30 protein-coding genes, 1 tRNA gene and 2 pseudogenes are annotated in these 26,770 nt (G+C 66.5%); 25 read left to right on the forward strand and 8 right to left on the reverse strand.

The features are described 5' to 3' along the window. The 10 genes and pseudogenes from CHB74_RS21515 to CHB74_RS22600 all read left to right on the forward strand — a co-directional run. Positions 1–84: pseudogene (locus CHB74_RS21515) on the forward strand (50S ribosomal protein L6); the annotation flags it as partial. After that, entirely contained in the window at positions 84–437 is a 354-nt protein-coding gene (rplR, locus tag CHB74_RS02385) for a 50S ribosomal protein L18 (RefSeq protein WP_089218025.1), read from the forward strand. The pseudogene CHB74_RS21515 and the gene rplR, both read left to right, overlap by 1 nt. Before the next feature lies 1 nt (position 438). Then, positions 439–1,164, forward strand: a complete 726-nt coding sequence (rpsE, locus tag CHB74_RS02390; RefSeq protein ID WP_089218026.1) for a 30S ribosomal protein S5 — start codon at positions 439–441, stop codon at positions 1,162–1,164. 6 nt (positions 1,165–1,170) lie between these two features. Next, complete coding sequence (gene rpmD / locus CHB74_RS02395; protein ID WP_089218027.1) at positions 1,171–1,347, forward strand: 50S ribosomal protein L30; 177 nt, start codon at positions 1,171–1,173, stop codon at positions 1,345–1,347. 164 nt (positions 1,348–1,511) lie between these two features. Next, complete coding sequence (gene rplO, locus CHB74_RS02400; protein ID WP_089218028.1) at positions 1,512–2,042, forward strand: 50S ribosomal protein L15; 531 nt, start codon at positions 1,512–1,514, stop codon at positions 2,040–2,042. Positions 2,043–2,166: 124 nt separating this feature from the next. Next, the gene (gene secY / locus CHB74_RS02405; protein ID WP_089218029.1) at positions 2,167–3,534 is read left to right on the forward strand and encodes a preprotein translocase subunit SecY; all 1,368 of its coding nucleotides are present in this window, start codon (positions 2,167–2,169) and stop codon (positions 3,532–3,534) included. Between the two features lie 34 nt (positions 3,535–3,568). After that, the gene (locus CHB74_RS02410; protein ID WP_089218030.1) at positions 3,569–4,219 is read left to right on the forward strand and encodes an adenylate kinase; all 651 of its coding nucleotides are present in this window, start codon (positions 3,569–3,571) and stop codon (positions 4,217–4,219) included. 91 nt (positions 4,220–4,310) lie between these two features. Continuing rightward, on the forward strand, positions 4,311–4,832 hold the full coding sequence (locus CHB74_RS02415) for an SRPBCC family protein (protein WP_089218031.1): 522 nt from the start codon (positions 4,311–4,313) through the stop codon (positions 4,830–4,832). Positions 4,833–5,152: 320 nt separating this feature from the next. Continuing rightward, positions 5,153–5,793, forward strand: a pseudogene (locus tag CHB74_RS22595) (serine hydrolase domain-containing protein); the annotation flags it as partial. Positions 5,794–5,896: 103 nt separating this feature from the next. Continuing rightward, positions 5,897–6,271, forward strand: coding sequence for a serine hydrolase (locus CHB74_RS22600; protein ID WP_342746562.1), 375 nt, complete (start codon positions 5,897–5,899; stop codon positions 6,269–6,271). Between the two features lie 48 nt (positions 6,272–6,319). Here the strand turns inward: CHB74_RS22600 and CHB74_RS02430 are convergent, their stop codons facing one another. Then, positions 6,320–6,799: a DUF6438 domain-containing protein gene (locus tag CHB74_RS02430; RefSeq protein WP_144033695.1), complete on the reverse strand. Its 480-nt coding sequence runs from the start codon at positions 6,797–6,799 to the stop codon at positions 6,320–6,322. Positions 6,800–6,987: 188 nt separating this feature from the next. Between CHB74_RS02430 and gdhA the strand changes: the two genes are divergently transcribed. Then, positions 6,988–8,343, forward strand: a complete 1,356-nt coding sequence (gene gdhA / locus CHB74_RS02435) for an NADP-specific glutamate dehydrogenase (RefSeq protein WP_089218035.1) — start codon at positions 6,988–6,990, stop codon at positions 8,341–8,343. A gap of 68 nt (positions 8,344–8,411) precedes the next feature. On the opposite strand, the gene glsA is transcribed toward gdhA, so the two are convergent. After that, the gene (glsA, locus tag CHB74_RS02440; RefSeq protein ID WP_179220683.1) at positions 8,412–10,232 is read right to left on the reverse strand and encodes a glutaminase A; all 1,821 of its coding nucleotides are present in this window, start codon (positions 10,230–10,232) and stop codon (positions 8,412–8,414) included. A gap of 122 nt (positions 10,233–10,354) precedes the next feature. Between glsA and CHB74_RS02445 the strand changes: the two genes are divergently transcribed. The 3 genes from CHB74_RS02445 (at position 10,355) to CHB74_RS02455 (ending at position 11,793) form a co-directional block, all read left to right on the forward strand. Further along, positions 10,355–10,876, forward strand: coding sequence for a DUF2239 family protein (locus CHB74_RS02445; RefSeq protein WP_089218037.1), 522 nt, complete (start codon positions 10,355–10,357; stop codon positions 10,874–10,876). A gap of 109 nt (positions 10,877–10,985) precedes the next feature. Continuing rightward, positions 10,986–11,357, forward strand: coding sequence for a nuclear transport factor 2 family protein (locus tag CHB74_RS02450; protein WP_218821369.1), 372 nt, complete (start codon positions 10,986–10,988; stop codon positions 11,355–11,357). A gap of 37 nt (positions 11,358–11,394) precedes the next feature. Beyond that, positions 11,395–11,793: a YidH family protein gene (locus tag CHB74_RS02455; protein WP_089218038.1), complete on the forward strand. Its 399-nt coding sequence runs from the start codon at positions 11,395–11,397 to the stop codon at positions 11,791–11,793. Between the two features lie 74 nt (positions 11,794–11,867). Here CHB74_RS02455 and CHB74_RS02460 read toward each other — a convergent pair whose 3' ends face one another. The 6 genes from CHB74_RS02460 to CHB74_RS02485 form a co-directional block, all read right to left on the reverse strand. Beyond that, positions 11,868–12,293: a hypothetical protein gene (locus CHB74_RS02460; protein ID WP_089218039.1), complete on the reverse strand. Its 426-nt coding sequence runs from the start codon at positions 12,291–12,293 to the stop codon at positions 11,868–11,870. A gap of 248 nt (positions 12,294–12,541) precedes the next feature. Next, entirely contained in the window at positions 12,542–12,742 is a 201-nt protein-coding gene (locus CHB74_RS02465; RefSeq protein ID WP_218821370.1) for a hypothetical protein, read from the reverse strand. Between the two features lie 153 nt (positions 12,743–12,895). Beyond that, entirely contained in the window at positions 12,896–14,164 is a 1,269-nt protein-coding gene (locus CHB74_RS02470) for an adenosylmethionine--8-amino-7-oxononanoate transaminase (protein ID WP_089218040.1), read from the reverse strand. After that, on the reverse strand, positions 14,161–14,775 hold the full coding sequence (bioD, locus tag CHB74_RS02475; protein ID WP_089218041.1) for a dethiobiotin synthase: 615 nt from the start codon (positions 14,773–14,775) through the stop codon (positions 14,161–14,163). Before bioD ends, CHB74_RS02470 begins: the two co-directional genes overlap by 4 nt. Beyond that, the gene (locus tag CHB74_RS02480; protein WP_089218042.1) at positions 14,772–15,506 is read right to left on the reverse strand and encodes a methyltransferase; all 735 of its coding nucleotides are present in this window, start codon (positions 15,504–15,506) and stop codon (positions 14,772–14,774) included. Before CHB74_RS02480 ends, bioD begins: the two co-directional genes overlap by 4 nt. Continuing rightward, entirely contained in the window at positions 15,503–16,612 is a 1,110-nt protein-coding gene (locus tag CHB74_RS02485) for an 8-amino-7-oxononanoate synthase (protein ID WP_089218043.1), read from the reverse strand. The genes CHB74_RS02480 and CHB74_RS02485 overlap by 4 nt, the downstream gene beginning before the upstream one ends. Before the next feature lie 229 nt (positions 16,613–16,841). On the opposite strand from CHB74_RS02485, the gene rpsM reads away from it, so the two are divergent. The 11 genes from rpsM to CHB74_RS02540 all read left to right on the forward strand — a co-directional run bounded on the left by rpsM (position 16,842) and on the right by CHB74_RS02540 (position 26,733). Next, positions 16,842–17,210, forward strand: a complete 369-nt coding sequence (gene rpsM, locus CHB74_RS02490; protein WP_089218044.1) for a 30S ribosomal protein S13 — start codon at positions 16,842–16,844, stop codon at positions 17,208–17,210. Between the two features lie 90 nt (positions 17,211–17,300). Beyond that, positions 17,301–17,690, forward strand: a complete 390-nt coding sequence (gene rpsK, locus CHB74_RS02495) for a 30S ribosomal protein S11 (protein WP_089218045.1) — start codon at positions 17,301–17,303, stop codon at positions 17,688–17,690. 91 nt (positions 17,691–17,781) lie between these two features. After that, on the forward strand, positions 17,782–18,846 hold the full coding sequence (locus CHB74_RS02500) for a DNA-directed RNA polymerase subunit alpha (protein ID WP_089218046.1): 1,065 nt from the start codon (positions 17,782–17,784) through the stop codon (positions 18,844–18,846). A 191-nt stretch (positions 18,847–19,037) separates the two neighbouring features. Next, positions 19,038–19,460 (forward strand): 50S ribosomal protein L17, encoded by a 423-nt coding sequence (gene rplQ / locus CHB74_RS02505; protein WP_089218047.1) that lies wholly within the window; start codon positions 19,038–19,040, stop codon positions 19,458–19,460. An 86-nt stretch (positions 19,461–19,546) separates the two neighbouring features. Beyond that, positions 19,547–21,673 (forward strand): prolyl oligopeptidase family serine peptidase, encoded by a 2,127-nt coding sequence (locus CHB74_RS02510; RefSeq protein ID WP_089218048.1) that lies wholly within the window; start codon positions 19,547–19,549, stop codon positions 21,671–21,673. A gap of 37 nt (positions 21,674–21,710) precedes the next feature. Next, positions 21,711–24,464: a [protein-PII] uridylyltransferase gene (locus tag CHB74_RS02515; protein ID WP_089218049.1), complete on the forward strand. Its 2,754-nt coding sequence runs from the start codon at positions 21,711–21,713 to the stop codon at positions 24,462–24,464. Between the two features lie 177 nt (positions 24,465–24,641). Beyond that, positions 24,642–24,860 (forward strand): translation initiation factor IF-1, encoded by a 219-nt coding sequence (gene infA / locus CHB74_RS02520; protein WP_003049127.1) that lies wholly within the window; start codon positions 24,642–24,644, stop codon positions 24,858–24,860. A gap of 10 nt (positions 24,861–24,870) precedes the next feature. After that, entirely contained in the window at positions 24,871–25,443 is a 573-nt protein-coding gene (locus CHB74_RS02525) for a Maf family protein (protein ID WP_089218050.1), read from the forward strand. Further along, entirely contained in the window at positions 25,436–26,443 is a 1,008-nt protein-coding gene (locus tag CHB74_RS02530) for a ribonuclease (RefSeq protein WP_089218051.1), read from the forward strand. The genes CHB74_RS02525 and CHB74_RS02530 overlap by 8 nt, the downstream gene beginning before the upstream one ends. Next, on the forward strand, positions 26,415–26,621 hold the full coding sequence (locus tag CHB74_RS02535) for a DNA gyrase inhibitor YacG (protein ID WP_089218052.1): 207 nt from the start codon (positions 26,415–26,417) through the stop codon (positions 26,619–26,621). The genes CHB74_RS02530 and CHB74_RS02535 overlap by 29 nt, the downstream gene beginning before the upstream one ends. Before the next feature lie 36 nt (positions 26,622–26,657). Beyond that, a tRNA-Phe gene (locus CHB74_RS02540) sits at positions 26,658–26,733 on the forward strand. Positions 26,734–26,770: the final 37 nt, after the last annotated feature.

The following is a 26,770-nucleotide window of genomic DNA, read 5'->3' on the forward strand; positions in this document are numbered from 1 at the left end:
TGGCGCAAGCCGGAGCCCTATAAGGGCAAGGGCATCAAGTATGCCGGCGAGTTCATCTTCCGCAAGGAAGGGAAGAAGAAGTAATGGCCAAGCTCTCTCTTTTCGCGAAGCGGCGCCAGCGCGTCCGCACCGCGCTCCGCGCCCGTGCGGGCACCCGTCCGCGCCTTTCGGTGCATCGCTCGGGCCGTCACATCTACGCCCAGGTGATCGACGACGTGGCCGGCCGTACGGTCGCCTCGGCTTCGACGCTGGACAAGGACGTGCGTGGCACGACCGGCGCGACCGCCGATGCGGCGGCTGCGGTGGGCAAGCGGCTGGCTGAGCGCGCTTCGGCCGCCGGCGTCACCCAGGTCGTGTTCGATCGCGGTGGCTTTCTGTTCCATGGTCGGGTGAAGGCTCTCGCCGACGCCGCCCGCGAAGGCGGACTGGAGTTCTAATATGGCTGACGAAACCGAAAACCAGGGCGTTGAAGCGGCGCCCGCCGCTGGCAGCGCTCCGGAAGGCGAGCGTCAGGGCCGTGGCCCGCGTGGCGGCCGTGGCCGTGGCCCGGGCGGTGATCGTGGCGGCCGTGGCCGCGACGGCAACCGTGGCCGTCGCGACGATCGTCGCGGTGGCGCCGAGGAAGGTGGCGAGGAGCTGATCGAAAAGCTCGTCCACATCAACCGCGTCTCGAAGACCGTGAAGGGCGGTAAGCGCTTCGGCTTCGCAGCCCTCGTCGTCGTCGGCGACGGCAAGGGCCGGGCCGGCTTCGGCCACGGCAAGGCGCGCGAAGTGCCGGAAGCGATCTCGAAGGCGACTGCCGCCGCCAAGAAGGCGATGGTCCGCGTTCCGCTGCGCGAAGGCCGCACGCTGCACCATGATGGCAACGGCCATTTCGGTGCGGGCCGCGTGACCCTGCGTTCGGCGCCTCCGGGCACCGGCATCATCGCGGGTGGCCCGATGCGCGCCATCTTCGAAAGCCTGGGCGTTGCGGACGTGGTGACCAAGTCGGTCGGCACCTCCAACCCCTACAACATGATCCGTGCGACCTTCGAGGCGCTCACGGATCAGACCAGCCCGAAGTCGGTGGCGCAGCGCCGCGGCAAGAAGATCGCGGACCTGCTGGGTCGTGGCGGTGCTTCGGCCGAGGTTGCGGAAGCCGAAGCGGCTGCTGTCACGGAGTAATCGGACATGGCAACCATCAAGGTGACGCAGACCGGTTCGCCGATCCGCCGGACCAAGGACCAGCGCGCGACCCTCGTCGGCCTGGGCCTCAACAAGATGCACCGGACCCGCGAACTCGAGGATACCCCCGAAGTTCGCGGCATGATCCGCAAGGTGCAGCACATGGTGAAGGTCGAGGGCTAAGCCCTTCGGCCTTCCCGGCGAAAGCCCGGATCGATAATGGCGCTGCGGTGATGGCTTGGGCCGCACCGCAGCGCCTTGTCGATTAGGGGTTCCGTCGCAATCACGATCGGGCTAGGGGCCACGGCTCCATCCCAGCGCGACAAAAGCGAAAGCGAGTGCAAGACATGAAACTGAACGACATCCGCGACAACCAGGGCGCCCGCAAGGGCCGGGTCCGCGTCGGCCGCGGCATCGGTTCGGGCCTCGGCAAGACCGGCGGCCGCGGCCAGAAGGGTCAGAAGAGCCGCTCGGGCGTCTCGATCAAGGGCTTCGAGGGCGGTCAGATGCCGCTCCACATGCGTCTGCCGAAGCGCGGCTTCAACAACATCTTCGCCAAGGATTATGCCGAAGCGAATCTGGGCCAGATCCAGGCGCTGGTCGATGCCGGCAAGATCGACGGCAAGGCGCTGATCGATCACGCCGTGCTGAAGGCCGCCGGCATTGCCCGTGGCGGCAAGGACGGCGTCCGCATCCTCGCCAAGGGCGAAGTGACCGCCAAGCTGTCGTTCAAGGTCGCCGGCGTGTCGAAGACCGCCAAGGAAGCGATCGAGAAGGCCGGCGGTTCGGTCGAGGTGATCGAGGTGGTGCCGGCGGCCGAGAAGGCCGCTGCCAAGAAGGGCACCGCGCTCGCCGCCAAGAAGGCCGGCAAGGCCTGAACTTCGGGACCGCTTGATCGGCCATCCTGTTGAGGGCTGACAAGCGTGCCACGGACACTATATGAGGCGGCGGGGGGCGTAGAGGCACTCCGCCGCCTTCAATTTTTCCGAGGTCGTTAAACGCATGGCATCCGCAGCCGAACAACTGGCCGCCAACGTCAGTCTCGCCCAGTTCGCGAAGGCGACTGAACTCAAGAAGCGCCTATGGTTCACGCTTGGCGCGCTGATCGTGTTCCGCCTGCTGAGCTTCGTGCCGCTGCCCGGTATCGATCCGGTGGCGCTGCAGAATCAGTTCAACACCACCAAGGGTGGCGTGCTCGACTTCTTCAACACCTTCTCGGGCGGCAGCCTTGAGCGCATGAGCCTCATCGCGCTCGGCGTGATGCCATACATCACCGCCTCGATCGTCGTGCAGCTGGCGACCTCGCTGTCGCCGACGCTGGCCGCGATCAAGAAGGAAGGCGAAAGCGGCCGCAAGAAGCTGAACCAGTACACCCGCTATGGCACGGTGCTGCTGACCGCGATCCAGGGCTATTTCATCGCCGTCGGCCTTGAAAGCTGGGGCGCCGATCAGGGCATGTCGGCCGTGCTCGATCCGGGCATGCTGTTCCGCATCACCACCGTGATCACGCTGATCGGCGGTACGATGTTCCTGATGTGGCTGGGCGAACAGATCACCAGCCGCGGTATCGGCAACGGCGTTTCGCTGATCATCATGGCCGGCATCGTCGCATCGCTGCCGACCCATCTGGCGCAGCTGTTCGAAGGCGGCCGCAGCGGTTCGCTGTCGCCGATCCTGATCATCGGCGTGATCGCGCTGATCGGTGGCCTGATCCTGTTCATCTGCTTCATGGAACGTGCGCAGCGCCGCGTGCTGATCCAGTATCCCAAGCGCCAGACGGCCAAGGGCATGATGCAGGGCGACAAGAGCTTCCTGCCGCTCAAGATCAACACCGCCAACGTGATTCCGCCGATCTTCGCCTCGTCGCTGCTGCTGATGCCGCTGACGATCAGCCAGTTCGCCGGCCAGCGCGTGAATGACGAGACGCTGTGGGGGCAGGTGCTCACCTGGCTCAACCTGAACCTCGCCCATGGCGCGCCGATCTACATGGGTCTCTATGCCGCCGGCATCATCTTCTTCTGCTTCTTCTACACCGCCGTGGTGTTCAACCCGGAAGAGACGGCGGACAATCTGAAGCGTTATGGCGGTTTCATCCCCGGCATCCGCCCGGGCAAGCACACCGCCGACTATCTGGATTTCGTGCTGACGCGCATCACCGTGATCGGTGCCGCCTATCTGACGCTGATCTGCCTCGTGCCGGAATATCTGGCGTCGCGGGCGGGCATCAGCTTCGCGCTTGGCGGCACCAGCCTGCTGATCGTCGTCAACGTGACGATCGATACGGTGACGCAGATCCAGAGCCACCTGCTCGCCCATCAATATGGCGATCTGATCAAGAAAGCGAAGCTCAAGGGCGGCGTTCGCCGCTAAGGCCATCGCGCGGAACAGAGGGGATCACTTTCCGATGAACATCATTCTGCTGGGGCCTCCGGGCGCGGGCAAGGGCACCCAGGCGAGCCGGCTTGTCGCCGAACGCGGCATGGTCCAGCTGTCCACCGGCGACATGCTGCGCGCGGCGGTCAAGGCCGGCACGCCGATCGGCCTCAAGGCCAAGGCGGTGATGGAGGCGGGCGAACTGGTGTCGGACGAGATCGTGTCCGGCCTGATCGGTGAGCAGCTCGATGCGCTCGCGCCAGAAACCGGCGTGATCTTCGACGGCTATCCGCGCACCGCGGCCCAGGCCGAATCGCTCGATGGCCTGCTCGCCAGCCGTAACCGCACGCTCGATCGCGTGATCGAGCTGGAAGTGAACGAGGATGCGCTGGTCGAGCGCATCACCGGCCGCTTCACCTGCGCCAAGTGCGGCGAAGGCTATCACGACACGTTCAAGCGCCCCAAGGTGGATGGCGTGTGCGACGTGTGCGGATCGACCGAGTTCAAGCGCCGGCCCGACGACAATGAGGAAACGGTGCGGACGCGGATGGCCGAGTATCGCGCCAAGACCGCGCCGATCCTGCCGATCTACGAAGCGCGCGGCCTTGTCGCCCGCGTCGACGGCATGGCGCCCATCGCCGATGTGGAAACCTCGATCGAGGCGATTCTCGGGCCCAAGTGACCCGAAGCGGGAAGGGCGGGGGGCGTCATGGCGCTCCCCGCACCGCCCGCCCCATGATAGGCTTGGCCCCGCATCCGTGGGGAGGAAGCCGATGTCATTCCCGAAAATCCTGATCGCCGGCGTCGCGCTGGCGATGGCCGCGCCGGCGGCGGCCGAAGTCGTGGCCGCGACGCCCGCAGGCTTCAAGCTGGCGCGCAGCGTGACGGTGAAGGCGACGCCGGCCGAGGCTTATGCGGCGCTGGGCCGTATCGGCCAATGGTGGAATGGCGAGCACAGCTATTCAGGCAATGCAGCGAACATGCGGCTCGATCCGCGCGCCGGCGGCTGCTTCTGCGAGGCGTTGCCGGGCGGCGGGAGCATCGAGCATGGCCGGGTTATCTATGCTGAGCCGGGCAAGCTGCTGCGCTTTACCGGCGGGCTGGGGCCGTTGCAGGCTGACGCCATCACCGGCACGCTGACCTGGAGCATCGAGGCCAAAAGCGGTGCGACGCAGATCACCCAATCCTATGTCGCGGGCGGCTATACGCCGGGCGGGCTGGAAAGCCTGGCCCCGATCGTCGATCAGGTGCTGGGCGAGCAACTCGACCGGCTGAAGGCCTATCTCGACAAATGAGCGCCCCAAAGGGCGCGGTGCCGCGACGTCGCGCGTCGGCAAAGGACGGATCGTGGAAGAGGTGGCTGGCCGCGAGCCTCGCCGTCCTGCTCGGGGCCGCCGTGCCGGTCCCGGCATCGGGCCAAGCGGCACGCCCGGGTGCGCCACTCGACGGCATCTTTCGCGACTGGCTGGACGCGTTCAACTCGGGCGATCCTGGGCGCATCAAGAGCGTCTATGCGCGCTATGCCGGCGATCCGGAGCCGATCTTCGCGCTTGAGCAGGCCGAAGATACATGTGGTGTAACGGTCGATCGGATCGCGGCGCGTTCGGCGACCGCGATGACCGTGCTGCTCCGCCAGCGCTGCCTGCCGGGGTTGCAGCGCCTGAAGCTGGAGCTTGCGGATAGCGGCGCCTCGACCCTCAAGGTGCTGGACCTGTGGCCGCTTCCCCTGCCTGACGACCAAGCGATTGACGCTACCGCTGCGATTGCCCGGCGCCTCGCGGCCCGCGACGATTTCGCCGGATCATTGATCATTCGACGTGGCGACACGAGGCTCCTCGCGCAGAGCTGGGGGTTGGTCGATCCGCCGCGCGCTCAACCCATCACGCTCGACACGCCGATGTTCCTCGCTTCGGCGGGCAAGATGTTCACGGCCGTCGCGGTGCTGCAACTCGTCGATGCGGGAAGGTGGCGCTGGATGCGCCGTTGAGCCGATATCTACCCGATTATCCCAACGCCGAGATGGCGAAGGTGACGATCCGGCAGTTGCTCACCCACCGCGCGGGCACCGGCGACATCGGCATTCTGGGGCGCGACGATGCCCATAACCGGGCCACGGTGCGCACGATTGCGGACATGATCCGGTTGAACGGCAACCGGGCGCCGGCCTTTCCGCCGGGCAGCAAGGATGATTATTCCAACTATGGTTTCATCCTGTTGGGCGCGGTGATCGAGCGCGTCACCCACGGCGGCTATTATGATTATGTCCGGCAGCATGTGTTCGAACCCGCTGGCATGACGGCAAGCGGCTTTCCCGACCGCGATCATCTGGGCGAAGTTGCGGTCGGTTACACAAGCTTCTTTGGGGGGCGAACCTCGCAAGGTCGTCAATACCGGCACGCTGCCCTGGCGCGGCTCGCCCGCTGGCGGTGGCGTGGCGAGCGCGAACGATATGCTACGCTTCTTCGATGCCATGCGGGCCGGGACGCTGCTTTCGCCCGCCATGTTCAGGCTGGCCACAAGCGTTGGCGCGACGCCCTGGTATGGGATGGGCTTCGTCGTCAATTCTGGCCGTGACCGGAGCTGGGGCCATGGCGGCAACGCGTATGGCATGGACGTGGCCGCGCATCATTTTTCGACGGTCGATACCAGCTTCATCTGCCTCGCGACGCGCGACATGGTGTGCAACCGCCTGATCTTCGCGTGGAACCTGAGGACGTTTCCGCCGCAGGACTAACACGCCACGACTGCCTATCTGCTGCCACGTCGGCGATGCCTTCGCGGTTTACTGCGGCTGCTGGCGCGTGGCTTTACCGATCAGGGGGGCAATGGGCATCAGATCGCGGGCGGCGCGGATGGCTTCGGCGATCGGGACGTAGCGGACGTCCTGGCAGCCGAGGCTGAGCGCGAGCGAGACGGGTGTGCCGGTGCGATCGACCCAGCGCACCGTCCAGCTAGGCGCGTCGGTGCGGAAGGTTTCGCACTCCTCCGGCCCGATGCGGCGGTCCGCCATCGGGCGATAGGGGGCGAGCTTCTCCTCGATCTCACGAAAGACGGAGGGGTCGGCGGTGAAGCTTTGTTCGCCGATGCGCGCGACGAAGCGGGTGCCGACGAACCGGCCGGTGCCGTTGGCCGACAAACGCGCGCTATAGACGGGGCAGCTGCCGAAACAGGGGCCGGCAGCGATGGTGATTTCCGCCGTGCCCGCCGGCGCTTCGGCCTGTGCCAACGCCGATGCGGACGGCGTGGCCAGGGCGCCGAGCATGAACAACCATCCTGCCTTGGATGCGGCACTGGCCATATAGTTTGCGAGCCTCTGTCGTTTACTGTTGGAATACCATGTTGTCGCACTGGACGGCATCAATTCCGTGATAATGATGCCGCCGTGATTTGCCCGACTCAAGAGGGCAGGCGCCGGGGTCGAACCATTGAACTCTATCGGGGGTATTGGGGATGGCCGTTCATGATCATGTTGATCTTCCGACATTCATCGAAGGCGTAAAAAAACGCAATCCGGGGCAGCCGGAATTCGTCCAGGCGGTACAGGAAGTCGCCGAAGACATTTTCGGCTTCATCGCCGACAAGGAAGAATATCACGAATATCAGATTCTGCGGCGCATGGCCGAGCCCGACAGGATAATATCCTTCCGGGTGTGCTGGGAGGACGACAAGGGCAATATCCGCGTCCAGCGCGGCTATCGCGTCCAGAACAACAATGCGATCGGGCCTTATAAGGGCGGTATCCGCTTTCACCCTTCGGTGAACGAAAGCGTGCTGAAATTCCTGGCGTTCGAACAGACTTTCAAGAATGCGCTGACCGGCCTGCCGATGGGCGGGGCCAAGGGCGGATCGAACTTCAACCCCAAGGGCAAATCGATCCACGAGATCATGCGATTCTGCCAGAGCTTCATGACCGAGCTCTATCGCCATGTCGGTGCCGACGTGGACGTGCCGGCGGGCGATATCGGCGTCGGCGCGCGCGAAATCGGCTTCATGTTCGGCCAGTATAAGCGGATCACCAACCAGTTCACCGGCGTGCTGACCGGCAAGGGGCTGGAATATGGCGGTTCGCTGATCCGGCCCGAGGCGACCGGCTATGGCGCGGTCTATTTCCTCGCCAACATGCTGGCGACCAAGGGGCAGGACCTGACCGGCAAGATCGCCGTCATTTCAGGTTCGGGCAATGTCGCCACGCATGCGGCGGAAAAGGTGGTGCAGCTTGGCGGCAAGGTCGTCACGCTGTCCGACAGCGAAGGCTTCGTCCACGATCCGGACGGCATCACGCAGGAAAAGATCGACTGGGTGAAGGCGCACAAGACCAAGCGCCGGGGCCGCATATCCGAATATGCCGACGCCTTCGCGTCGGCGAGCTTCCACGCCGGCAAGACGCCGTGGGGCGTGCCGTGCGACGTGGCTTTGCCCTGCGCGACGCAGAATGAGCTATTGGGCGAGGATGCCCGGACGCTGGTGCGCAACGGCTGCATCGCCGTGTCGGAAGGGGCGAACATGCCGACCGATCTGGCCGGAGTGCATGTCTTCAAGGATGCGCGCATCCTCTATGCGCCCGGCAAGGCGGCCAATGCCGGCGGCGTCGCGGTGTCTGGGCTGGAAATGAGCCAGAATTCCGAACGCCGTTCGTGGAAGGAAAGCGAGCTGCAACAGCTGCTGCTCGATATCATGGAGGGCATCCACAAGAGCTGCCTGACCTATGGCCGCGTGTCCGACGATTATGTGGACTATGTGAAGGGCGCCAATATTGCCGGCTTCAAGAAGGTGGCCGATGCGATGCTGGCTTATGGCGTGGTGTGACGCGCGGCCGATCGGCTGATACCTCGCCGGGCTGACGATGGGGGCGGTGGAGCGGTGGGGCGGCGGCCCTACCGTTCCAACGCGCGGATTTCGGCATTGGCCACCTGCAGCCGTTCGGACAGCTCGCCCGCCATGTTGGCGAGCAGGCGGATCAGGATGGCCGGATGCCCGGCGGCCAGCGCCTCGACATCGGCGACGCGAAAGGCGAGCAGTTCGACCGGGCCGTCGGCGATCACGTCGGCGGTGCGCGGGCCGCCATCGATCAGCGCACGCTCGCCGAAGCTCTGCCCCGCCCCGAGCACGCTGAACCGCACCGTCTTGAGCCCGGTGGGCGTCGCCACTTCGGCCGAAACGCTGGCATGGCCGCTGACCAGCACGAAGAAGCGGTCGCCTTCCGCGCCCTCGCGCGCGATCGTGGCGCCCGCGGCGAAGCTCAGCCGCGCGGCGATCGCTTCCAGCCGCGCGAGATCGGCGGTGTCGAGCCCGCGAAACAGCTCGAAATCGGCGAAACGGGGTTCGCACACCTCCCCGCCGGGCAGGATTTCGGCGATCAGCCGGTCCTCGCAATATTCGAGCGCGCGGTCGCGGCTTTCGAAGATCGTGCCGGCCCCGAGGCCAAGATCGCCGAGCGGGCCATCGGCATCGAGGTTGGCGAAGATCAGCCGATCGCCGGCGGCCTGCATCCGCGCATGGAACTGGGCGAGCAGCGCGCGCGACGCGGCATCGGCCCGGCTGACGCGGCGCATATCGAGAATCAGATAATCGGCCTGTTCGGCCAGTTCCGCCGCACGGCGGAGCAGCCGGTCGGTCGAGCCGAAATAGAGTGCGTCCTGCACCGCGATCAGCCGGATGCGCGGCCCGGCGCGGAACAGGATTTCCAGTTCGCGCAACGAACGCGTGCGTTTCGATCGCACCTGCCGGCCATCCAGTTCGTAACGGATCACGCCGCGCGGATCGGGATGGGTGCGGAACAGGTGGAGGCCGAAGCGTTCGGCGATCCGCTTGCACGCGGCGAGCGCCCGGGCGCTGTTGCCATTGGCGTCGATCGGCGGGGAGAAGATCGCGATCGCCGCCTGTCCCGGGATCACCGCAAGAATGCCGCCCGAAACACCGCTTTTGGCTGGCAAACCCACTTCATAGGCCCATTGCCCGGCATAATTATACATGCCGCAGCTCAGCATCACGGTCAGCACGTCGGGGCAATATTCGGCGTCGAGCGCGCGATCCCCGGTGATCGGGTTCACCCCGTCATTGGCGAGCGTCGCGCCCATGATCGCAAGATCGCGCGCGGTGACATTGTAGGAACATTGGCGGAAATAGAGGTCGAGCACATCCTCCGGATCGCGCTCGATCATGCCGGCGGACAGCATCATCCAGGCGATCGCGCGGTTGCGGTGGCCGGTCGCCTTTTCGGACAGATAGGTCGCCTCGTCGAGCGGCAGCGGCCTGCCGGCGAAGCGCGCGAGGAGCGTGGCGAGATTGGCCTGCCGCTCGCCTGCATCCGTGCCCGCTATCAGTTCGGCGGTCGCGATCGCGCCCGAATTGACCATCGGGTTGAAGGGGCGCTTGTTGACGGTATCGAGCGCAATCGAATTGAAGCTGTCGCCCGACGGTTCGACGCCAACCTGGCGCAGCACCCGTTCGCGCCCGTGCACCTCCAGCGCATGGCCATAGACGAAGGCCTTGCTGATCGACTGGATGGTGAAGGGATGATCCCAGTCGCCCGCGACATGCACGGCGCCGTCCACCGTGGCGACGGCGATGCCGCAGAGGTTGGGATCGGCCTTGGCGAGTTCGGGAATATAGCTGGCGGGCGCGCCATCGGTGATCGCGCCGATCTCCGCATGCAGCGTCTTCAGGAAATCGCCGATCGGCCCGTCCATCCCCATTTTCTCCCTCCTTGCCATGGCTAGCAGCCCGTTCGGGCGCGGCAAGCGCGGATATTTTATCCGGGTGATATTGACCGATAATTTAATCCGGGTAAATTATGGGTCAAGCAGGGAGCCATGGAATGCCCACCTACACCGCCTTCATTCAGGACATGTGGATCGCCACCGGATCGCGCGACGAGATCGTCGCCACGCTGCGCACCGTGCCGCCGCCGCCGCGCGCGTCGGACCTGCTGGTGTTCGACGATGCGAGCGGCCGCCAGATCGATTTCGACCTTCGGGAATCGGGGGAGGAAGCGGACGCGCCGCGCCCGCGCGGGCGGCCAAGCCTGGGCGTGGTGGCCCGCGAAGTCACGCTGCTGCCCCGCCACTGGGACTGGCTGGCGGCCCAACCGGGCGGCGCGTCGGCGGTGTTGCGCCGGCTGGTGGACGAGGCCCGCAAGCGCGACGGGAGCGGCCGGGCCGGCAAGGATGCCGCCTATCATTTCCTTTCCGCCATCGCCGGCGATCGCCCCCGTTTCGAGGAGGCGACGCGGGCGCTTTACGCCGATGACCGCGATCGCTTCGCGGCACTGATGGCCGACTGGCCGGTGGGCATCCGCAACCACGCGCTCGCGCTCGCCTTCGGCGGGGAAGCGGCCTGAGCTGCGGCACGCGCGATCCGTAATGACAATCGCGCGTTCTCGTTTATCCTCCCCCTCGATAACGGACAGCAATCAATAGGGGATGATCGGGATGGCCAACGCGCGGGAAATGTCCATCGCTTCACTGAGCGCGGTGAAGGCGCGGCAACGCGAAGCGTGGCTGGCGCTGTTCGCCGACGATGCCGTGGTCGAGGACCCAGTTGGCCGGTCGCCCTTCGATCCGGTGGGGCAGGGGCATCGCGGCAAGCAGGCGATCGGCGCCTTTTACGACAATGTCATCGCCAAGAATAAGACGTTCGAATTCGTGATCCGCGAATCCTATCTCTGCGGGCAGGAGGTGGCGAGCGTTGCGCGCTTCTTCATCACCGGCCCGGACGATGTGGCCCGCGAAGTGGATCTGGTGACCGTCCATCGCATCAACGATGCCGGCAAGCTGGTGTCGCTGCGGGCCTTCTGGGAGTTCCCCGGCCTGAACGGATGACCGAAGGCGCCGGGCCGATCGGCGACGGGAGGTGAGCATGGCAAGCGAGCAGGCGAGCGATACCGGCGGCAATCACATCCTGCCGAGCGATCTCGGCACGATGCGGACGATCATGGCGGCGGACCGCACGTTGATGGCCTGGGTGCGCACCGCGCTGTCGATGCAGAGCTTCGGCTTCACCATCTACAAATTCCTCGAAGGCGTCGCTGCCAGCCAGTCGGCGGCGCATTCGGATGGCCCACAACGTGCCGGCCTGTTCCTCACCGCGATGGGCATGGCCGCGCTGGTGCTCGGCACGATCAGCTACTGGACGACGCTGAGGGACTTGCGGCGGACCGAGGAGTTCCGGCTGGGCCGACCCGCCCTGATGATGGCCGCGATCATGGCCGCGGCGGGCATCGCGCTGTTCATCGCCATCGCCAACCGGCTGGTCTAGGCCTCACCGGCACGGTCCGCGCCGGTTCGCCGTCCGGCGGAAGCGTGGGATTGTGCAAGGGGCGGAACGTCGGGTTAGCTGCCCTTTGCCTGACCTTTCACGCTCGCTATCGCTGCCGTCGCGAACGCACTGAGGTGAACCAGCAGGGTCAGAAGCAGATACAGAAAGCCTAACGCGGAAGCATCCCCTGCCGGCCCGTCATGGATCATGAGGCCCGATACTCGCAAGAACAGCGACATGCTTTGCAGGTACGCGAAAGTCGCGACCGGAATAAATGTGAAATGCAGAAGCCATCGCGGACCGAATTTTCCAGCGATCGTCCACGTAATTGCAGACAGAACGAGTGGCCCCAGTGTCGCCGCAAGCCACAGAGACCAAAGTTGGACTGAGCTCACCTCAGGTCTTGCATGAAAGCTGATGGTGTCGATCGCAAATGGCGCAGCAAACAGTGCTGCGCCTGCGACACCAGCGCCATATGCGGCAAAACCGAGCCCCTTCATCGCGTCAGCATGACCTTGGGTGCGAAAGTCCGCAAGGTTGGCGTGTCCGGACAAGCACTAATTTTTCCGGCCATGCTCAGGGAAAGGGCGGAAAAGTCGGGACTGGCGGGCGTTGCCCGTCGGGGCGTTGGAGTCCGCCATCGCTGGCTTGGGTGGATCGATCTGGAGCGGCTTTCCGAACGACGGCCCCCATTCGCATAATGAAAACCGTCGTTCGCGCGCGCTGGCCATGCGGTCGCCGACGCGGCTCAGGCGTCCAGATTGCTGACGCGCTTCAGTTCCGATCGGAGGCGTTGGGCATCGAAAGCATGTTGCGCGAACGGGCCGTCGCGTTCCACCCAGAACAGGAAGAGATGCGCGGACCATTGGTTGGGATTGGGCTGGGTCCGGCCGTGCCGCAGATCGATCCCGCGATACAGGACGCCATCGCCGGGCTGCATTTCGACCACGGACCAAATCGGGGGCGTCAATGCCCCTTTGCTTCATGTTTTTAGCCCACGTCGAACCGCATATCGCGGGATGTGAACGGCGCCGTCGAACGGCGGTGGCATCGTTCAAGGGCTGTGCGGAATGGGCGGTGGGGCGTGCTGCCGAGGGGGTGCCTAACCGATCGCTTCGGCGGCTTCCTCGATCGCGGCATAGGCCTGATCGAGTTCGGCGGCGGAGATGCAATAAGGCGGCAGAAGATAGACGGTGTTGCCCATCGGGCGCAGGAGCAGGCCGCGATCGCGGAAGAAGGCGTTGAGCCGGGGCCCCAGCGCCGACAGATAATCGCCCTTGCCTTCCACGAACTCCATCGCCGCGATGGTGCCGATCCGGCGCCGGGCGCGGATGCGGCCACGGCCGTCAAGCGCGGCGAGCCTTTCGTCCTGCATGGCGGCCAGGCAGGAGATGCGGTCCATCACCGGCTCCTCGCGCCAGATGGCGAGATTGGCGTTGGCCGCCGCGCAGGCGACGGGATTGGCGGTGTAGCTCGACGAATGGAAGAACATCCGCGCGCGATCGTCCGAGAGGTGCGCATCGAAGATCGCCGGCGTGGCAAGCGTGGCGGCCAGCGGCAGCGCGCCGCCGGTCAGCCCCTTGGAGAGGCAGAGGATGTCGGGGGAGATGCCGGCCTGTTCGCAGGCGAACAGCGTTCCCGTGCGCCCCCAGCCGGTCATTACCTCGTCGGCGATGAACAGCACGCCGTGGCGGGCGCAGATCGCGCGCATCCGGGCAAGCGTTTCGGCGCCGTAGACCAGCATGCCGCCCGCGCCGAGCACCAGCGGCTCGACGATGAAGGCGGCCGGGCGTTCGTTGCGGCACGCGGCATCGAGCGCGTCGAGGTTTGCTTGTTCCTGCCCGGCGGCGGGGAAGGGGATGGTGCCGACATCGAACAGCAAGGGCTGGTAGGCGCGGTTGTAGACGCCGCGTTCGCCCACCGACATCGTGCCGATCGTATCGCCATGATAGCCATGTTCGAGCACGAGGATGCGGTGGCGCGGCTCGCCCCGGTTGAGCCAGTAGCCGAGCGCCATCTTGAGCGCGACTTCAACCGAGGTGGAACCGCTGTCGGAGAAGAAGACATGATCGAGCCCGGCGGGCGCGATCGCCACCAGCCCGCGTGCCAGCGTTTCGGCCGGTTCATGCGTCCAGCCCGCGAAGATGAGCTGGTCGAGCCGATCGGTCTGGTCGCGGATCGCCGCCTGGATGCGCGGTTCGCAATGGCCGTGGGTGATGACCCACCAGCTCGATATGCAGTCGATCCACCGCCGCCCGTCGGCCCCGTGGAGGGTGGCGCCGCTGGCGCGCGCGATCAGCGGAATTTCCTCGCCCAGGCCGTGCTGGGTGAAGGCATGCCAGACCGGCGATTTCTGGCCGGGCGATGTCATGCGAAGGTGCTCCGATCGAAGCCGGCCGCGAAGGCGCTGGCGAGCTTGTCGCCGGTGAGCGGATCGAGGTGCGGGAGGCGGCCGAGCCGGCGGACCCCGCCGATCGCGGCGATCGTTGCCTCATTATCCTCGTTCGCGTCGCCGATGAAGGCGATGCCGTGGATCGGCACGTTGCGGGCGCGCAGCACCTCGATCATCGCGAGGCTGTGGTTGATCGTGCCGAGCCCGGTGCGCGCGCAGAGGATGACCGGGATCTGCCAGCGCGCGAAGAGATCGGCATAGAGCGTGTCGCGCGTTACCGGCACCAGCGCGCCGCCGGCGCCTTCGATCACCAGCGGGCCGGGCACGGCGGGCGGGATCAGGCGGGCGGTGTCGATGGTGATGCCTTCCAGTTCCGCCGCGCGGTGGGGCGAGAGCGGGTTGAGCAGGCGATGGGCCTCGGGCAGCACCGGGCAGCCGCTGAGCCGGGCGACGGCGGCGCTGTCCGTCTCGTCCTCGATCCCGGCCTGGACGGGCTTCCAATAGGTCGCGCCGAGCGCCTGGGTGAGCGCGGCCGAAAAGACCGTCTTGCCGATGCCGGTATCGGTGCCGGTGACGACGAAGCGGCTCATGCGACGATGACTCCATAAGCGATATGATAGGTGACGGCGGCACCCGCCGCGTCGAACGCGGCCATCGCGCGGCGCAGCACCGATGCGGGCACCGGCGCGCGGGCATCGCGCGGGCGATGGGCGCCGATCGCGCGGAGGCTGGCGAGGAAGGCGCGCGCGTCGGCATGGCGTTCGACGAAGCGTTCCTCGTTCACCGTCGCGCCCATGGCCCGGAGCTGATCGAGCGTGGGATATGACGCCATGGCGGCATCATGGCCGGTGGTGCGATGCGCGGCATCCCATTCGGCGAGGCTGCCATCCGCCATCGTCGCGAAGGCAATATGGCCGCCGGGCGCGAGAAGGCCGCGCAGCCGGGTGAGGGCGCCGGGCAGATCGGCGAACCACTGGAACACGAAGCTCGATGCGATCAGGTCGAACGGGCCGGAGACGTCGGGATGCTCGCCATCGAGCTGGGCATAAGCGATGTCGGGCCGCGATCCGATACGGGCGGCACAGCGATCGAGCATGGCGGGTGCGATATCGGTGAGCAGCCACGGCCCCGGCGCGATCCGGCCGATTAGCGCCTGCGACAGGAGGCCCGTGCCGCAGCCGACTTCCAGCATGCGGGGCGCAGGCGGATGGGGCAGGCGGGCGATATGCTGCGCCAGCCGTTCCGCAGCATGAGCCTGCACCAGCGCGGCGGCATCATAACCGGCGGCGCCGTCGAACGCGTGGGCAACATGCGCGGTCATGGCTGCGCCCGGATCGCCTGGGCGAGTGCGGTCACGTCGTCCGGGGTGGCGTTGAGCGTCAGCGATACGCGCAGCCGCGCGGTGCCGGCGGGCACGGTGGGCGGGCGGATGCCACGCACGTCGAAGCCCTGTTCCTGAAGCGCGGCGGCGATCGCCATCGTGCGCTTGTCGTCGCCGATGATGATCGGGATGATCTGCGATCCCGTGGCGGGCAGCCCGCTGGCGGCGGCGTGCGCGATCAGCGCCATCAGCCGCGCCCGTCGTTCGGGCTCGTCGCGGACGATGGCGATGGCGGCGCGCACGGCGGCCGCCATCAGCGGGGAGGGGGCGGTCGAGAAGATGAAGCCGCGCCCGCGATTGACCAGATAATCGGTCATCAGCCGAGGGCCGCAGACGAGTGCGCCTTCGCAGCCGAGCGCCTTGCCGCAGGTGCGCAGCGTGATGACGTTGTCGCGACCCTCCACCCCGGCGGCGAGGCCCCGGCCATCCGGCCCGAGCGCGCCGGTGGCATGGGCTTCGTCGATCAGCAGGAAGGCATCATGGGCATCGGCCAGCGCCATGAAATCGGCGATCGGCGCCGTATCGCCATCCATGCTGTACAGGCTTTCGATCGCGATCCACACGCGCCCCTTGCCGCCCTTGGCGCGCCAGGCGGCGATGGCGTCGGCAAAGGCCTGGACGTCGTTGTGCGCCGCCGAGGCGCGATCCGCGCGACCGCTGCGCAGCCCTTCATGGACGCTGGCGTGGATCAGCGCATCGTGGACGATCAGATCGCCGCGGCGGGGCAGGGCGGACAGCAAGGTCGCGTTGGCGCCATAGCCGGACGAGAAGAACAGCGCCGATTCGCTGCCGAAGAAGGCGGCGGCTTCCGCCTCCAGCGCTTCATGTTCGGCATGGTTGCCGCGCAGCAGGCGCGAGCCGCCCGAGCCGACCGGCACGCCCCGCGCGATCGCGGCGGCCACCGAATCGGCCAAGGTTGCGGATTGGGCAAGGCCGAGATAATCGTTGGAGGCTAAATCCACGCCCGCGCGAGGGATTAGCCGGCGCAGGCGGCCACGGGTGGCGAGCGCCGCGAGATCGGCGCGATGCTGGTCCAGGATCGCCATGATGGGCGCGCCCTAGCGGAAGCGGTGCGGCCATGCAAAGCGGGCGAACGCGATCCGGCCGAATCGGGCATTGCCCGCTTGACTCATGCCCGCCCGGTGCCTAAGCGCGGGTCATCCCCAGACAGCGATTCCGGCGGCGTTTCGGCGTGCGCCGTTTTTTCGTTCTCTGCGGGGTGCGTCGAGATGGGACGGGAACGCCACCCGTCCTGTGGAGCAGGAGAATAGAGAAGTGGCACGTATTGCGGGTGTTAACATCCCGACCAACAAGCGCGTTGAAATCGCGCTGACCTACATCCATGGCATTGGCCCGGCCAAGGCCAAGGAGATCACCGAGAAGCTGGGCATCGCCCGCGAGCGTCGCGTTCAGGACCTGTCGGACCAGGAAGTCCTGCAGATCCGTGAAGCGATCGACGCTGGCTACACCGTGGAAGGCGATCTTCGCCGCCAGGTGGCGATGAACATCAAGCGTCTCATGGACCTCGCCTGCTATCGCGGCCTGCGCCATCGCAAGGGTCTGCCGGTCCGCGGCCAGCGCACGCACACCAATGCGCGCACCCGCAAGGGCAAGGCCAAGCCGATCGCCGGCAAGAAGAAGTAATTCGCCTTCGGGTGAATTACTCCGCCGGGGGCGGGCTTCAATCGGGAAGCCGCCCTGGCGCCACGCAAGATTTAAGGTCAGGATCTATCCATGGCACGTGAACCGCAGCGTCTTCGCCGTCGCGAACGCAAGAACATCACCGCCGGCGTCGCCCATGTGAACGCCAGCTTCAACAACACCATGATCACCATCACCGATGCGCAGGGCAACGCGATCTCCTGGTCGTCGGCCGGCATGATGGGCTTCAAGGGCAGCCGCAAGTCGACCCCGTATGCCGCGCAGGTTGCGGCCGAGGACGCCGGCAAGAAGGCCGCCGAACATGGCGTCCGCACCCTCGAGGTCGAGGTCAAGGGTCCGGGTTCGGGCCGTGAATCGGCGCTTCGCGCGCTGCAGGCCGTCGGCTTCCACATCACCTCGATCCGCGACGTGACGCCGATCCCGCACAATGGCGTGCGCCCTTCGAAGCGCCGCCGCGTCTGATTGTGCCTGGCGGAGGCTGGACCAGGTCTCCGCCGATCGAGTTTTCCGGCTGCTGCGGACGCGCGGCGGTCCAACCCCCAAGGGGAAGTCCATGGCTGTCAACGCAAAGAACTGGCAGGAACTGAAGAAGCCGCAGGGCCTCGAGAAGAAGGCGGGCGGCGACGGCAAGCGCAAGGCGGTGTTCGTCGCCGAGCCGCTCGAGCGCGGCTTCGGCCTGACGCTGGGCAACTCGCTGCGCCGCGTGCTCCTCTCGTCGCTGCAGGGCGCCGCCGTCACCTCGATCAAGATCGAGAACGTGCTGCACGAGTTCTCGTCGCTCGCCGGCGTGCGCGAAGACGTGACCGACATCGTGCTCAACGTGAAGCAGATCGCGCTGCGTATGCAGGGTGAAGGCTCCAAGCGTCTTCAGCTTTCGGCCACGGGCCCGGCGGAAGTGACCGCGGGCGACATCGCCACGTCGGGCGACATCGAGGTGATGAACCCCGATCTCGTGATCTGCCATCTCGACGAAGGCGCGACGCTCAACATGGAGCTGTCGGCCGATGTGGGTAAGGGCTATGTCCCCGCCGCGGCCAACCGTCCGGCTGACGCGCCGATCGGCCTGATCCCGGTCGATGCGCTCTACTCGCCGGTGCGCCAGGTGGCCTACAAGGTGGAAAACACCCGCGTTGGCCAGGAGCTTGACTATGACAAGCTGACCCTGACCATCGAGACCGACGGCACCGTCACCCCGGAAGATGCGATCGCTTATGCGGCCCGCATCCTTCAGGACCAGCTCCAGCTCTTCGTCCACTTCGACGACGGCATCGCGGCTGCGGCGCCTGTCGCCGCGAGCGGCGCGGCCGTGCCGGCCGCCGGTGGCGAGCCGGAGCAGAACGCCAACCAGCTCAACCGTTACCTGCTCAAGAAGGTCGACGAGCTCGAGCTGTCGGTGCGTTCGGCCAACTGCCTCAAGAACGACAACATCATCTATATCGGCGATCTCGTGCAGAAGACCGAGGCGGAGATGCTGCGCACGCCGAACTTCGGCCGCAAGTCGCTCAACGAGATCAAGGAAGTCCTCGCTTCGATGGGGCTGCGCCTGGGTATGGAAATCCCCGGCTGGCCGCCTGAGAATATCGAGGAAATGGCCAAGAAGCTCGAACAGGAATTCTGACGATCGGCGGGGCTTCTGCCGATCGTCACCCCGGCGCAGGCCGGGGTCTCGTGAGGCAGGGGTGCCGTTCGTGAGAGATCCCAGCTTCCGCTGGGATGACGTCCTGAAGAAGGGGAATGGGCGGCGCCCTTAACGGCCGCCTGGCCTGGGGTACCTGACACGGCCCCCTGACAAACTGGAAGGAAATACCCATGCGTCATCGCGTTGGCGGTCGTAAGCTTCAGCGGACCGCGTCTCACCGTACCGCCCTGTTCCGCAACCAGTCGGCCGCGCTGATCAAGCACGAGCAGATCACCACCACGCTCGCCAAGGCGAAGGAACTTCGCCCCTATGTCGAGAAGCTGGTGACGCTGGCGAAGAAGGGTGGCCTGGCCAACCGTCGTCTGGCGCACGCCCGTCTGCAGGACGATGTGCAGCTGCAGAAGCTGTTCGAAGTGCTGGCTGAGCGCTACAAGGACCGCAACGGCGGCTACACCCGCATCATCAAGGCCGGCATCCGCGCTTCGGACGCCGCCTCGATGGCGATCATCGAGTTCGTCGATCGCGACGTTGCCGCCAAGGGCCAGGATTCGGGCCCGGTGCTGAGCGACGAGGAAATCGACGAGGCCGCCTGATCCCAGGCACGCCTCCGAGGCTTGAAAGGAAGGCCGGGGACGCTAGTCTCCGGCCTTTCCTTTTGCCCGCTTGAGGCCTGCCATCCATGAAGACCCTTGTCGCTGCCATGCTGCTGAACGCCGCCGCCCTTCCTGCCCACGCGGCCGCGATCGCCTATCCCGCGACCGAGCGGGGCCCGGTGGTCGACCAGCAATTCGGCCAGGCCATCGCCGATCCCTATCGCTGGCTGGAAAATGACGTCCGCACCGATGCCCGTGTGGCGGACTGGGTGGCGGCGCAGAACCGCGTGACCGACGCCTATCTGGCATCGCTGCCCGGACGCGACGCGATCAAGGCGCGGCTGACCCGGCTGTGGAATTATGAGCGGTTCGACATCCCCGAAAAGGCGGGTGCCCGTTATTTCTATACGCGCAACAACGGCCTGCAGAACCAATCGCCCATCTATGTGCGCGAGGGGCTGAACGGCGCGGAACGGCTGCTGATCGACCCCAATGGCTGGGCGAAGGACGGCGCCACCGCGCTGGCCGAATGGGCGCCGTCGAAGGACGGCACCAGGCTGGCTTATGCCATCCAGGACGGCGGCAGCGACTGGCGCACGGTGCGCGTGCTCGACGTCGCGACCGGCCAGCCGGTAGGCGACGAGCTGAAATGGGTGAAATTTTCCAACCTCGCCTGGGCGAAGGATGGCAGCGGGCTTTATTATTCGCGCTTTGCCGCGCCCAAGGAAGGGCAGGCCTTTCAGGCGCTGAACGAGAATCAGCAGGTCTATTTTCACCGCCTCGGCACGCCGCAGAGCGAGGACCGGCTGGTTTATGCGACGCCCGACCGCCCCAAGCTGGGGCATAGCGCGCAGGTGACCAAGGATGGCGCCTGGCTGGTGATCACCACCACCGAAGGCACCGACGATCGTTACGAGATCACGCTGATCGACCTGCGGACGCCCAACGCCGCGCCGCAGCCGCTGGTCCGTGGCCTCGACAATAATTGGACGCTGTCGGGATCGGCGGGCGACACGCTCTATTTCCTCACCAACAAGGATGCGCCGATGCAGCGCATCGTCGCGCTGGATGCGAGGAGCGGCGCGGGTGCCGCACCGCGCGAGATCGTGCCTGAAGATCCCAAGGCGACGATCGACAGCGCGGCGCTGATCGGCGGCAAGCTGGTCGTCACCTATCTGGTCGACGCGCGGACGGAGGTTCGCACCTTCGCGCTGGATGGCACGCGCGGGGCCAAGGTGGCGCTGCCCGGCATCGGCAGCGCGACCGGGTTCGACGGCGATGCCGGCGATCCCGAAACCTTCTTCGCCTTCACCAGCTTCAACCTGCCCAGGGCGATCTATCGCTATGACGCGGCGAGCGGCAAGGTGACGCCGTTCGCGGTGCCCAAGGTGGCGTTCGACCCTGCCGATTATGTGGTGGAACAGCGTTTCTTCGCGTCGAAGGACGGCACGCGCGTGCCGCTGTTCGTCGTCCACAAGAAAGGCGCGAACCTGAAGGCCGGCCTGCCGACGCTGCTTTATGCCTATGGCGGCTTCAACATCTCGTCGCGGCCGGCGTTCAGCCCGGCCAATCTGGCGTGGATGGAAATGGGCGGCGTCTACGCGCTCGCCAACATTCGCGGCGGCGGCGAATATGGCAAGGCCTGGCACGATGGCGGGCGGCTGGCGAACAAGCAGAACGTGTTCGACGATTTCATCGCGGCCGGCGAATATCTGGTTCGCGAAGGCATATCGGCCAAGGGCAAGATCGCGATCTTGGGCCGGTCCAACGGCGGTCTGCTGGTCGGCGCGGTGACCAACCAGCGGCCCGATCTGTTCGGCGCGGCGCTGCCGGCGGTGGGCGTGATGGACATGCTGCGCTTCGATCGCTTCACCGCCGGGCGCTATTGGGTGGACGATTATGGCCACCCCGATCGCCAGCCCGATTTCGATGTGCTGCGGGCCTATTCGCCTTATCATAATATCGGCCGGGGGCAGGCCTATCCGGCGATCCTGGTGACGACGGCGGACACGGACGATCGCGTCGTGCCCGGGCACAGCTTCAAATATGTCGCGGCGCTGCAGGCGGCGAAGATCGGCGACAAGCCGCATCTGATCCGCATCGAAACGCGCGCCGGCCATGGATCGGGCAAGCCCACCGACAAGCAGATCGCCGAATATGCCGATATGTGGGCCTTTGCCGCGCAGTGGACGGGGCTGAAGGTGCCGGACTGAGCTTGCGTCTGGCGACGCAGGCTATAGGGCGGAAGGCATGGCAGCCCGCTTCGAATCCCTCGCCAACCGCCGCGCGATCATCGATCGGCGCGATGTCGCCGGGCGGCTGGACGAATTGGAGGGGGCGGACGCCACCGCGCTCCGCCGCGAAGCCACCGCGATCCTGAAGGCGGCGCTGGACCATGGCCGCAAGGAGATCGCCAGCCGGCTGGCGGCGGCGCCGACACGCGGCACGGATGCAGCCGCAGCCTATGCCTTCCTGACCGACCAGATCCTGCGGCTGGTGTTCGATTTCACCACCAAGAAGCTCTACCCGCTCAACAACCCCACGGCTGGCGAGCGACTGACCTTGATGGCGGTGGGCGGTTATGGCCGCGCGGAAATGGCGCTCCATTCCGACGTCGACATCGCGTTCCTGACGCCGTGGAAGCAGACCAGCTGGGCCGAGCAGGTGATCGAGTCGATGCTCTACCTGCTCTGGGATCTCGGCCTCAAGGTCGGCCATAGCAGCCGCTCGCTCGACGATATGGTGCGGATGGCCAAGAGCGACCTCACCATCCGCACGGCGATGCTGGAGGGGCGGTTCGTCTGGGGCGACGAGGCCCTGTATGACGAGGCGTCGCAGCGCTTCGACCGCGAGGTGGTGGCAGGCACCGCGCGCACCTTCGTCGCGGAGAAGCTGGCCGAACGCGACGAACGCCACCGCCGCATGGGCGACAGCCGTTACGTCGTCGAGCCCAATCTGAAGGAAGGCAAAGGGGGGCTGCGCGATCTCCACACTTTGTTCTGGATCGGCAAATATGTGAACCAGGTCCGTTCGGTGCCGGAGCTGGTCGACAAGGGGCTGCTGACGCCCGAGGAGCTGCGCCAGTTCCAGAAGTCGGAGAATTTCCTGTGGGCGGTGCGCTGCCACCTCCACATCCTGACCAACCGGGCCGAGGAGCGGCTGACCTTCGACGTCCAGCCGGATATCGCCCGGCGGATGCGCTATGCCGATCGCCCGGGCCGTTCGGCGGTTGAGCGCTTCATGCAGCATTATTTCCTGACCGCGAAGCGCGTGGGCGACCTGACGGGCGTGTTCCTTGCCCATCTCGACGAGGAGTTCGCCGCGCGCGGCCGCCGTTTCGCTCTGCCGCGCCTGCGCCGCAAGCCGCGCAAGCTGGAAGGCTTCGCCTTCGATCGCGGCCGGCTTTCGACGCCGTCCGACAGCTTTTTCGAGGAAGATCCGGTCCGGCTGCTCCAGATGTTCGCGCTGGCCGACAAATATGAGCTGGAGATCCACCCCGTCGCGATGCGGCAGGCGGGGCGCGATGCCCGGCTGATCGACAATGACGTGCGCCGCAATGCCCGCGCCAACGGCTATTTCATGGATGTGCTGACCAGCCCGCGTGACCCCGAAACGGTGCTGCGCTGGATGAACGAAGCTGGCGTGTTCGGCCGCTTCGTGCCCGATTTCGGCCGCGTCGTGGCGCAGATGCAGTTCGACATGTACCATCATTTCACCGTGGACGAGCACACGATCCGCGCGATCGGCCTGCTTTCGCGGATCGAGAAGGGCGAACTCGACGCCGATCACCCGCTGGCCAGCACGATCATCCGCCAGCTGGTGTCGCGCCGTGCGCTGTATGTCGCGGTTCTCATGCATGATATCGCCAAGGGGCGCGGCGGCGATCATTCCATCCTGGGCGCGGAGGTGGCGCGCAAGCTGTGCCCGCGGCTTGGCCTCACGGCGGCCGAGACCGAACTCGTCGCCTGGCTGGTGCGCTGGCACCTGTTGATGTCGGCCACCGCGTTCAAGCGCGACCTTGCCGATTTCAAGACGATCCTCGATTTCGCGGAGCTGGTGCAGAGCCCCGAGCGGTTGCGCCTGCTGCTGGTGCTGACCGTGGTCGATATCCGCGCGGTGGGGCCGGGCGTGTGGAACAGCTGGAAGCGCCAGCTGCTCACCGATCTCTATGAGGCGGCCGAGGAAGTGCTGCGGCTGGGCCACAAGCAGCGCGGGCGCAAGGAACGGATCGAGGCCAAGCAGGCGGCGCTGCGCGCGCGGCTGGGCTGGGACGACGATCGGTTCGACGCGCTCGTCCGGCGCCTGCCCGAAGCCTATTGGGTGGCCGAGGCGGAGGATGTGATCGAGCGCAATCTGCGCCAGCTGGACGAGGCGGACAGCGCGAGCAAGGTGCTGTCGATCGGCGCCGATGCCGACCCCGATCGCGGCGCGACTTTGGTCACCATCTACACCGCCGATCATCCCGGCCTGTTCTACCGCATCGCCGGCGCGATCCATCTGGCGGGCGGCAGCATCATCGATGCGCGCATCCACACCACGCGCGACGGCATGGCGGTGGACAATATCCTGGTGCAGGATCCGTTCGGCCGCCCGTTCGACGAGGCGGAGCGGCTGAAGCGGCTGGAGATCGGCATCGAGGATGCGCTCGCCAACCGCGCCCGGCTGGCGGACCGGCTGGCGGCCAAGCCTCTGCCGCGCGCGCGCGCCGATGCCTTCCCGATCGAACCTGTCGTGCTGATCGATAATCGCGCGTCGAACCGCTACACCGTGGTCGAAATCAACGCCCGCGATCGTCCGGCGCTGCTCAACGCGCTGTCGCACGCGCTCTTCCAGTCGAAGCTGACGATCCATTCCGCGCATATCGCCACCTATGGCGAGCGCGCGGTCGACGTTTTCTACGTGACCGATCTGACGGGCGACAAGGTGACGAGCGCGACGCGGCTGAAGGCGCTCGAACGCCGCCTGCTGGAGGCCGCTGGCGGCGAGGTGGCGGAGGCGGCCTAGCGGCGCATTCTTCCGTCTGGGCGGCGGCGGGAAGGCCGGCCCGGAAGACACAGCATACTAAAAATGGCGTTCGTTCCGGCCGCAACCGGCTTTCGGGTGCCGCGGGTGCTTCCCTTTTTGTGCATCTGGCGCTAAGGCGACGCGATTTTCTCTACACACTTAAATCCAAGGGGCCTGATGGCTAAGGAAGAACTGCTCGAAATGCGCGGGCAAGTGGTGGAACTGCTGCCCAACGCAATGTTCCGTGTCCGGCTTGAGAATGACCATGAAATTCTCGGCCATACCGCTGGCAAGATGCGCAAGAACCGCATCCGCGTGCTGGTCGGCGACGAGGTGCTCGTCGAACTGACGCCCTATGATCTGACCAAGGGCCGGATCACCTATCGCTTCAAGTGATCGGCCGCTGATGCGGCTGATCCTCGCATCCGCCAGCCCGCGTCGGCTGGAGCTGCTCGCGCGTCTGGGCATCAGCCCCGACGCCATCGATCCGGCGGAAATCGACGAGGCGGTGGGCAAGGGCGAACTGCCCGTGCCCCATGCCCGCAGGCTCGCGGCCGAAAAGGCGGCGGCGGTGGCCGCGCGCCACCCCGGCTGCGTCACGCTGGCCGCCGATACGGTCGTGGCCGCCGGACGCCGGATTCTGCCCAAGGCGGAGGATGAGGCGACGGCGCGTGCCTGCCTGGCCCTGTTGTCGGGGCGGCGCCATCGCGTCATCACCGCGCTGACCGTGATCGATGCCGAAGGGCGGGCGCGGCACCGGGAATCGGTGTCGATCGTCACCTTCAAGCGGCTGACCGACGACGAGATCGCTCATTATCTTGCTGGCGGCGAATGGCACGGCAAGGCGGGCGGCTATGCCATTCAGGGCGCGGCCGAAGCCTATGTGCGCTTTCTGGCCGGCAGCCATTCGGGCGTTGTCGGCCTGCCCTTGTTCGAAACCCGCGCGCTGCTCGCAGCGAGCGGCATCGCCCTTGGCTGAGTGGCTTTACGAGGACGGCGTCGGCGAAGCCCGGGCCGCGCTCGTCGAAGGCGATCACATCCTTGAAGCCGCGATCGAAGCGGACGGCGAAGGCGTTCGCGCCGGCGCGATCCTGCCCGCCCGGCTGACGAAGATCATCCAGCCCGGCCGCCGCGCGATCGCGACGCTGGAGGACGGCAGCGAGGCGCTGATCGAGCCGGTGCCGCCCGGCGTCACCGAAGGCGGGCGCTTTCTGGCCGAGATCACACGTGCGGCGATTGCCGAGCCCGGCCGGCCCAAGCGCGCCATCGCGCGCGCGGCGCCGGTGGACGCCGTGCCGACCCCCGGCCCCGATCTTCTTGCGCGGATCAAGGCGACGGGTATTCCGGTGACGCGGCCGGCGGTGCATGGCGGGGATCGGCTGGAAACCGCCGGCTGGTCCGAACTGCTGGAAGAGGCTTATTCGGGCGAGATCGCCTTCCCCGGTGGTGGGCTGCGCCTTTCGCTGACCCCGGCGATGACTTTGTTCGACGTCGATGGCGTGATGCCGCCTGCCGAACTGGCGGTGGCCGGCGCGCGGGCGGCGGCGCAGGCGATTCGGCGGATGGGCATCGCCGGGTCGATCGGCATCGATCTGCCCACCGTCAACGGCAAGGCCGAGCGGCTGGCGGCGGCGGCCGAAGTGGATGCGATCCTGCCCCAGCCGTTCGAACGCACTGCCGTCAACGGCTTCGGCTTCCTCCAGATCGTGCGGCGGCGCCTGCGGGCCTCGCTGCCCGAAATGCTGCGCAGTGATCCGGCGGCATCAGCGGCGCGGGCTTTGCTCCGCCGGGGTGAACGCACGCCCGGCGCCGGCACGGGGTTGATCACCGCCGCGCCCGCCGTGATCGCCGCGATCGAGGCCCGGCCCGACTGGCAGCGCGAATGGGAGCGCCGGCGCGGCGTGCCGCTTGCCTTGCGTGCCGACGCGACGCTCGCCATATCGGCGGGGCATGTCCAACTCGGCCCCTTCCAAGCGTAAGCGCGGCGGCTGCCCGCTCTGCGGCGCGCCCGTCACCCCCGATCACGCGCCTTTCTGCAGCCAGGGCTGCCGCGATCGCGACCTTTTGAACTGGCTTGGCGACGCTTATCGCACGCCCGGCCCGCCCGCCGACGAAGAAGGTCGAGAAAACGCAAATGATGGGCTGGACACGCCCTAGTTTGCTTGTCTATAGGCGCGCTTCCCAACGCTTCCTGCCCAGGTAGCTCAGTTGGTAGAGCACGTGACTGAAAATCACGGTGTCGGCGGTTCGATTCCGTCCCTGGGCACCACTTCCTCCTTCGGAAGCAGGCGAAAACAATCTTAAAT

Source organism: Edaphosphingomonas laterariae (genome assembly GCF_900188165.1).
Lineage (GTDB): Bacteria > Pseudomonadota > Alphaproteobacteria > Sphingomonadales > Sphingomonadaceae > Sphingomonas_E > Sphingomonas_E laterariae.

What these genes read in the sequence shown, in the direction of transcription:
- rplR (WP_089218025.1), top strand. Translation starts at nt 84, where the DNA reads ATGGCCAAGCTCTCTCTTTTCGCGAAGCGGCGCCAGCGCGTCCGCACC.
- rpsE (WP_089218026.1), top strand. Translation starts at nt 439, where the DNA reads ATGGCTGACGAAACCGAAAACCAGGGCGTTGAAGCGGCGCCCGCCGCT.
- rpmD (WP_089218027.1), top strand. Translation starts at nt 1,171, where the DNA reads ATGGCAACCATCAAGGTGACGCAGACCGGTTCGCCGATCCGCCGGACC.
- rplO (WP_089218028.1), top strand. Translation starts at nt 1,512, where the DNA reads ATGAAACTGAACGACATCCGCGACAACCAGGGCGCCCGCAAGGGCCGG.
- secY (WP_089218029.1), top strand. Translation starts at nt 2,167, where the DNA reads ATGGCATCCGCAGCCGAACAACTGGCCGCCAACGTCAGTCTCGCCCAG.
- CHB74_RS02410 (WP_089218030.1), top strand. Translation starts at nt 3,569, where the DNA reads ATGAACATCATTCTGCTGGGGCCTCCGGGCGCGGGCAAGGGCACCCAG.
- CHB74_RS02415 (WP_089218031.1), top strand. Translation starts at nt 4,311, where the DNA reads ATGTCATTCCCGAAAATCCTGATCGCCGGCGTCGCGCTGGCGATGGCC.
- CHB74_RS02430 (WP_144033695.1), bottom strand. Translation starts at nt 6,799, where the DNA reads ATGCTCGGCGCCCTGGCCACGCCGTCCGCATCGGCGTTGGCACAGGCC.
- gdhA (WP_089218035.1), top strand. Translation starts at nt 6,988, where the DNA reads ATGGCCGTTCATGATCATGTTGATCTTCCGACATTCATCGAAGGCGTA.
- glsA (WP_179220683.1), bottom strand. Translation starts at nt 10,232, where the DNA reads ATGGGGATGGACGGGCCGATCGGCGATTTCCTGAAGACGCTGCATGCG.
- CHB74_RS02445 (WP_089218037.1), top strand. Translation starts at nt 10,355, where the DNA reads ATGCCCACCTACACCGCCTTCATTCAGGACATGTGGATCGCCACCGGA.
- CHB74_RS02450 (WP_218821369.1), top strand. Translation starts at nt 10,986, where the DNA reads ATGTCCATCGCTTCACTGAGCGCGGTGAAGGCGCGGCAACGCGAAGCG.
- CHB74_RS02455 (WP_089218038.1), top strand. Translation starts at nt 11,395, where the DNA reads ATGGCAAGCGAGCAGGCGAGCGATACCGGCGGCAATCACATCCTGCCG.
- CHB74_RS02460 (WP_089218039.1), bottom strand. Translation starts at nt 12,293, where the DNA reads ATGAAGGGGCTCGGTTTTGCCGCATATGGCGCTGGTGTCGCAGGCGCA.
- CHB74_RS02470 (WP_089218040.1), bottom strand. Translation starts at nt 14,164, where the DNA reads ATGACATCGCCCGGCCAGAAATCGCCGGTCTGGCATGCCTTCACCCAG.
- bioD (WP_089218041.1), bottom strand. Translation starts at nt 14,775, where the DNA reads ATGAGCCGCTTCGTCGTCACCGGCACCGATACCGGCATCGGCAAGACG.
- CHB74_RS02480 (WP_089218042.1), bottom strand. Translation starts at nt 15,506, where the DNA reads ATGACCGCGCATGTTGCCCACGCGTTCGACGGCGCCGCCGGTTATGAT.
- CHB74_RS02485 (WP_089218043.1), bottom strand. Translation starts at nt 16,612, where the DNA reads ATGGCGATCCTGGACCAGCATCGCGCCGATCTCGCGGCGCTCGCCACC.
- rpsK (WP_089218045.1), top strand. Translation starts at nt 17,301, where the DNA reads ATGGCACGTGAACCGCAGCGTCTTCGCCGTCGCGAACGCAAGAACATC.
- CHB74_RS02500 (WP_089218046.1), top strand. Translation starts at nt 17,782, where the DNA reads ATGGCTGTCAACGCAAAGAACTGGCAGGAACTGAAGAAGCCGCAGGGC.
- rplQ (WP_089218047.1), top strand. Translation starts at nt 19,038, where the DNA reads ATGCGTCATCGCGTTGGCGGTCGTAAGCTTCAGCGGACCGCGTCTCAC.
- CHB74_RS02510 (WP_089218048.1), top strand. Translation starts at nt 19,547, where the DNA reads ATGAAGACCCTTGTCGCTGCCATGCTGCTGAACGCCGCCGCCCTTCCT.
- CHB74_RS02515 (WP_089218049.1), top strand. Translation starts at nt 21,711, where the DNA reads ATGGCAGCCCGCTTCGAATCCCTCGCCAACCGCCGCGCGATCATCGAT.
- infA (WP_003049127.1), top strand. Translation starts at nt 24,642, where the DNA reads ATGGCTAAGGAAGAACTGCTCGAAATGCGCGGGCAAGTGGTGGAACTG.
- CHB74_RS02525 (WP_089218050.1), top strand. Translation starts at nt 24,871, where the DNA reads ATGCGGCTGATCCTCGCATCCGCCAGCCCGCGTCGGCTGGAGCTGCTC.
- CHB74_RS02535 (WP_089218052.1), top strand. Translation starts at nt 26,415, where the DNA reads ATGTCCAACTCGGCCCCTTCCAAGCGTAAGCGCGGCGGCTGCCCGCTC.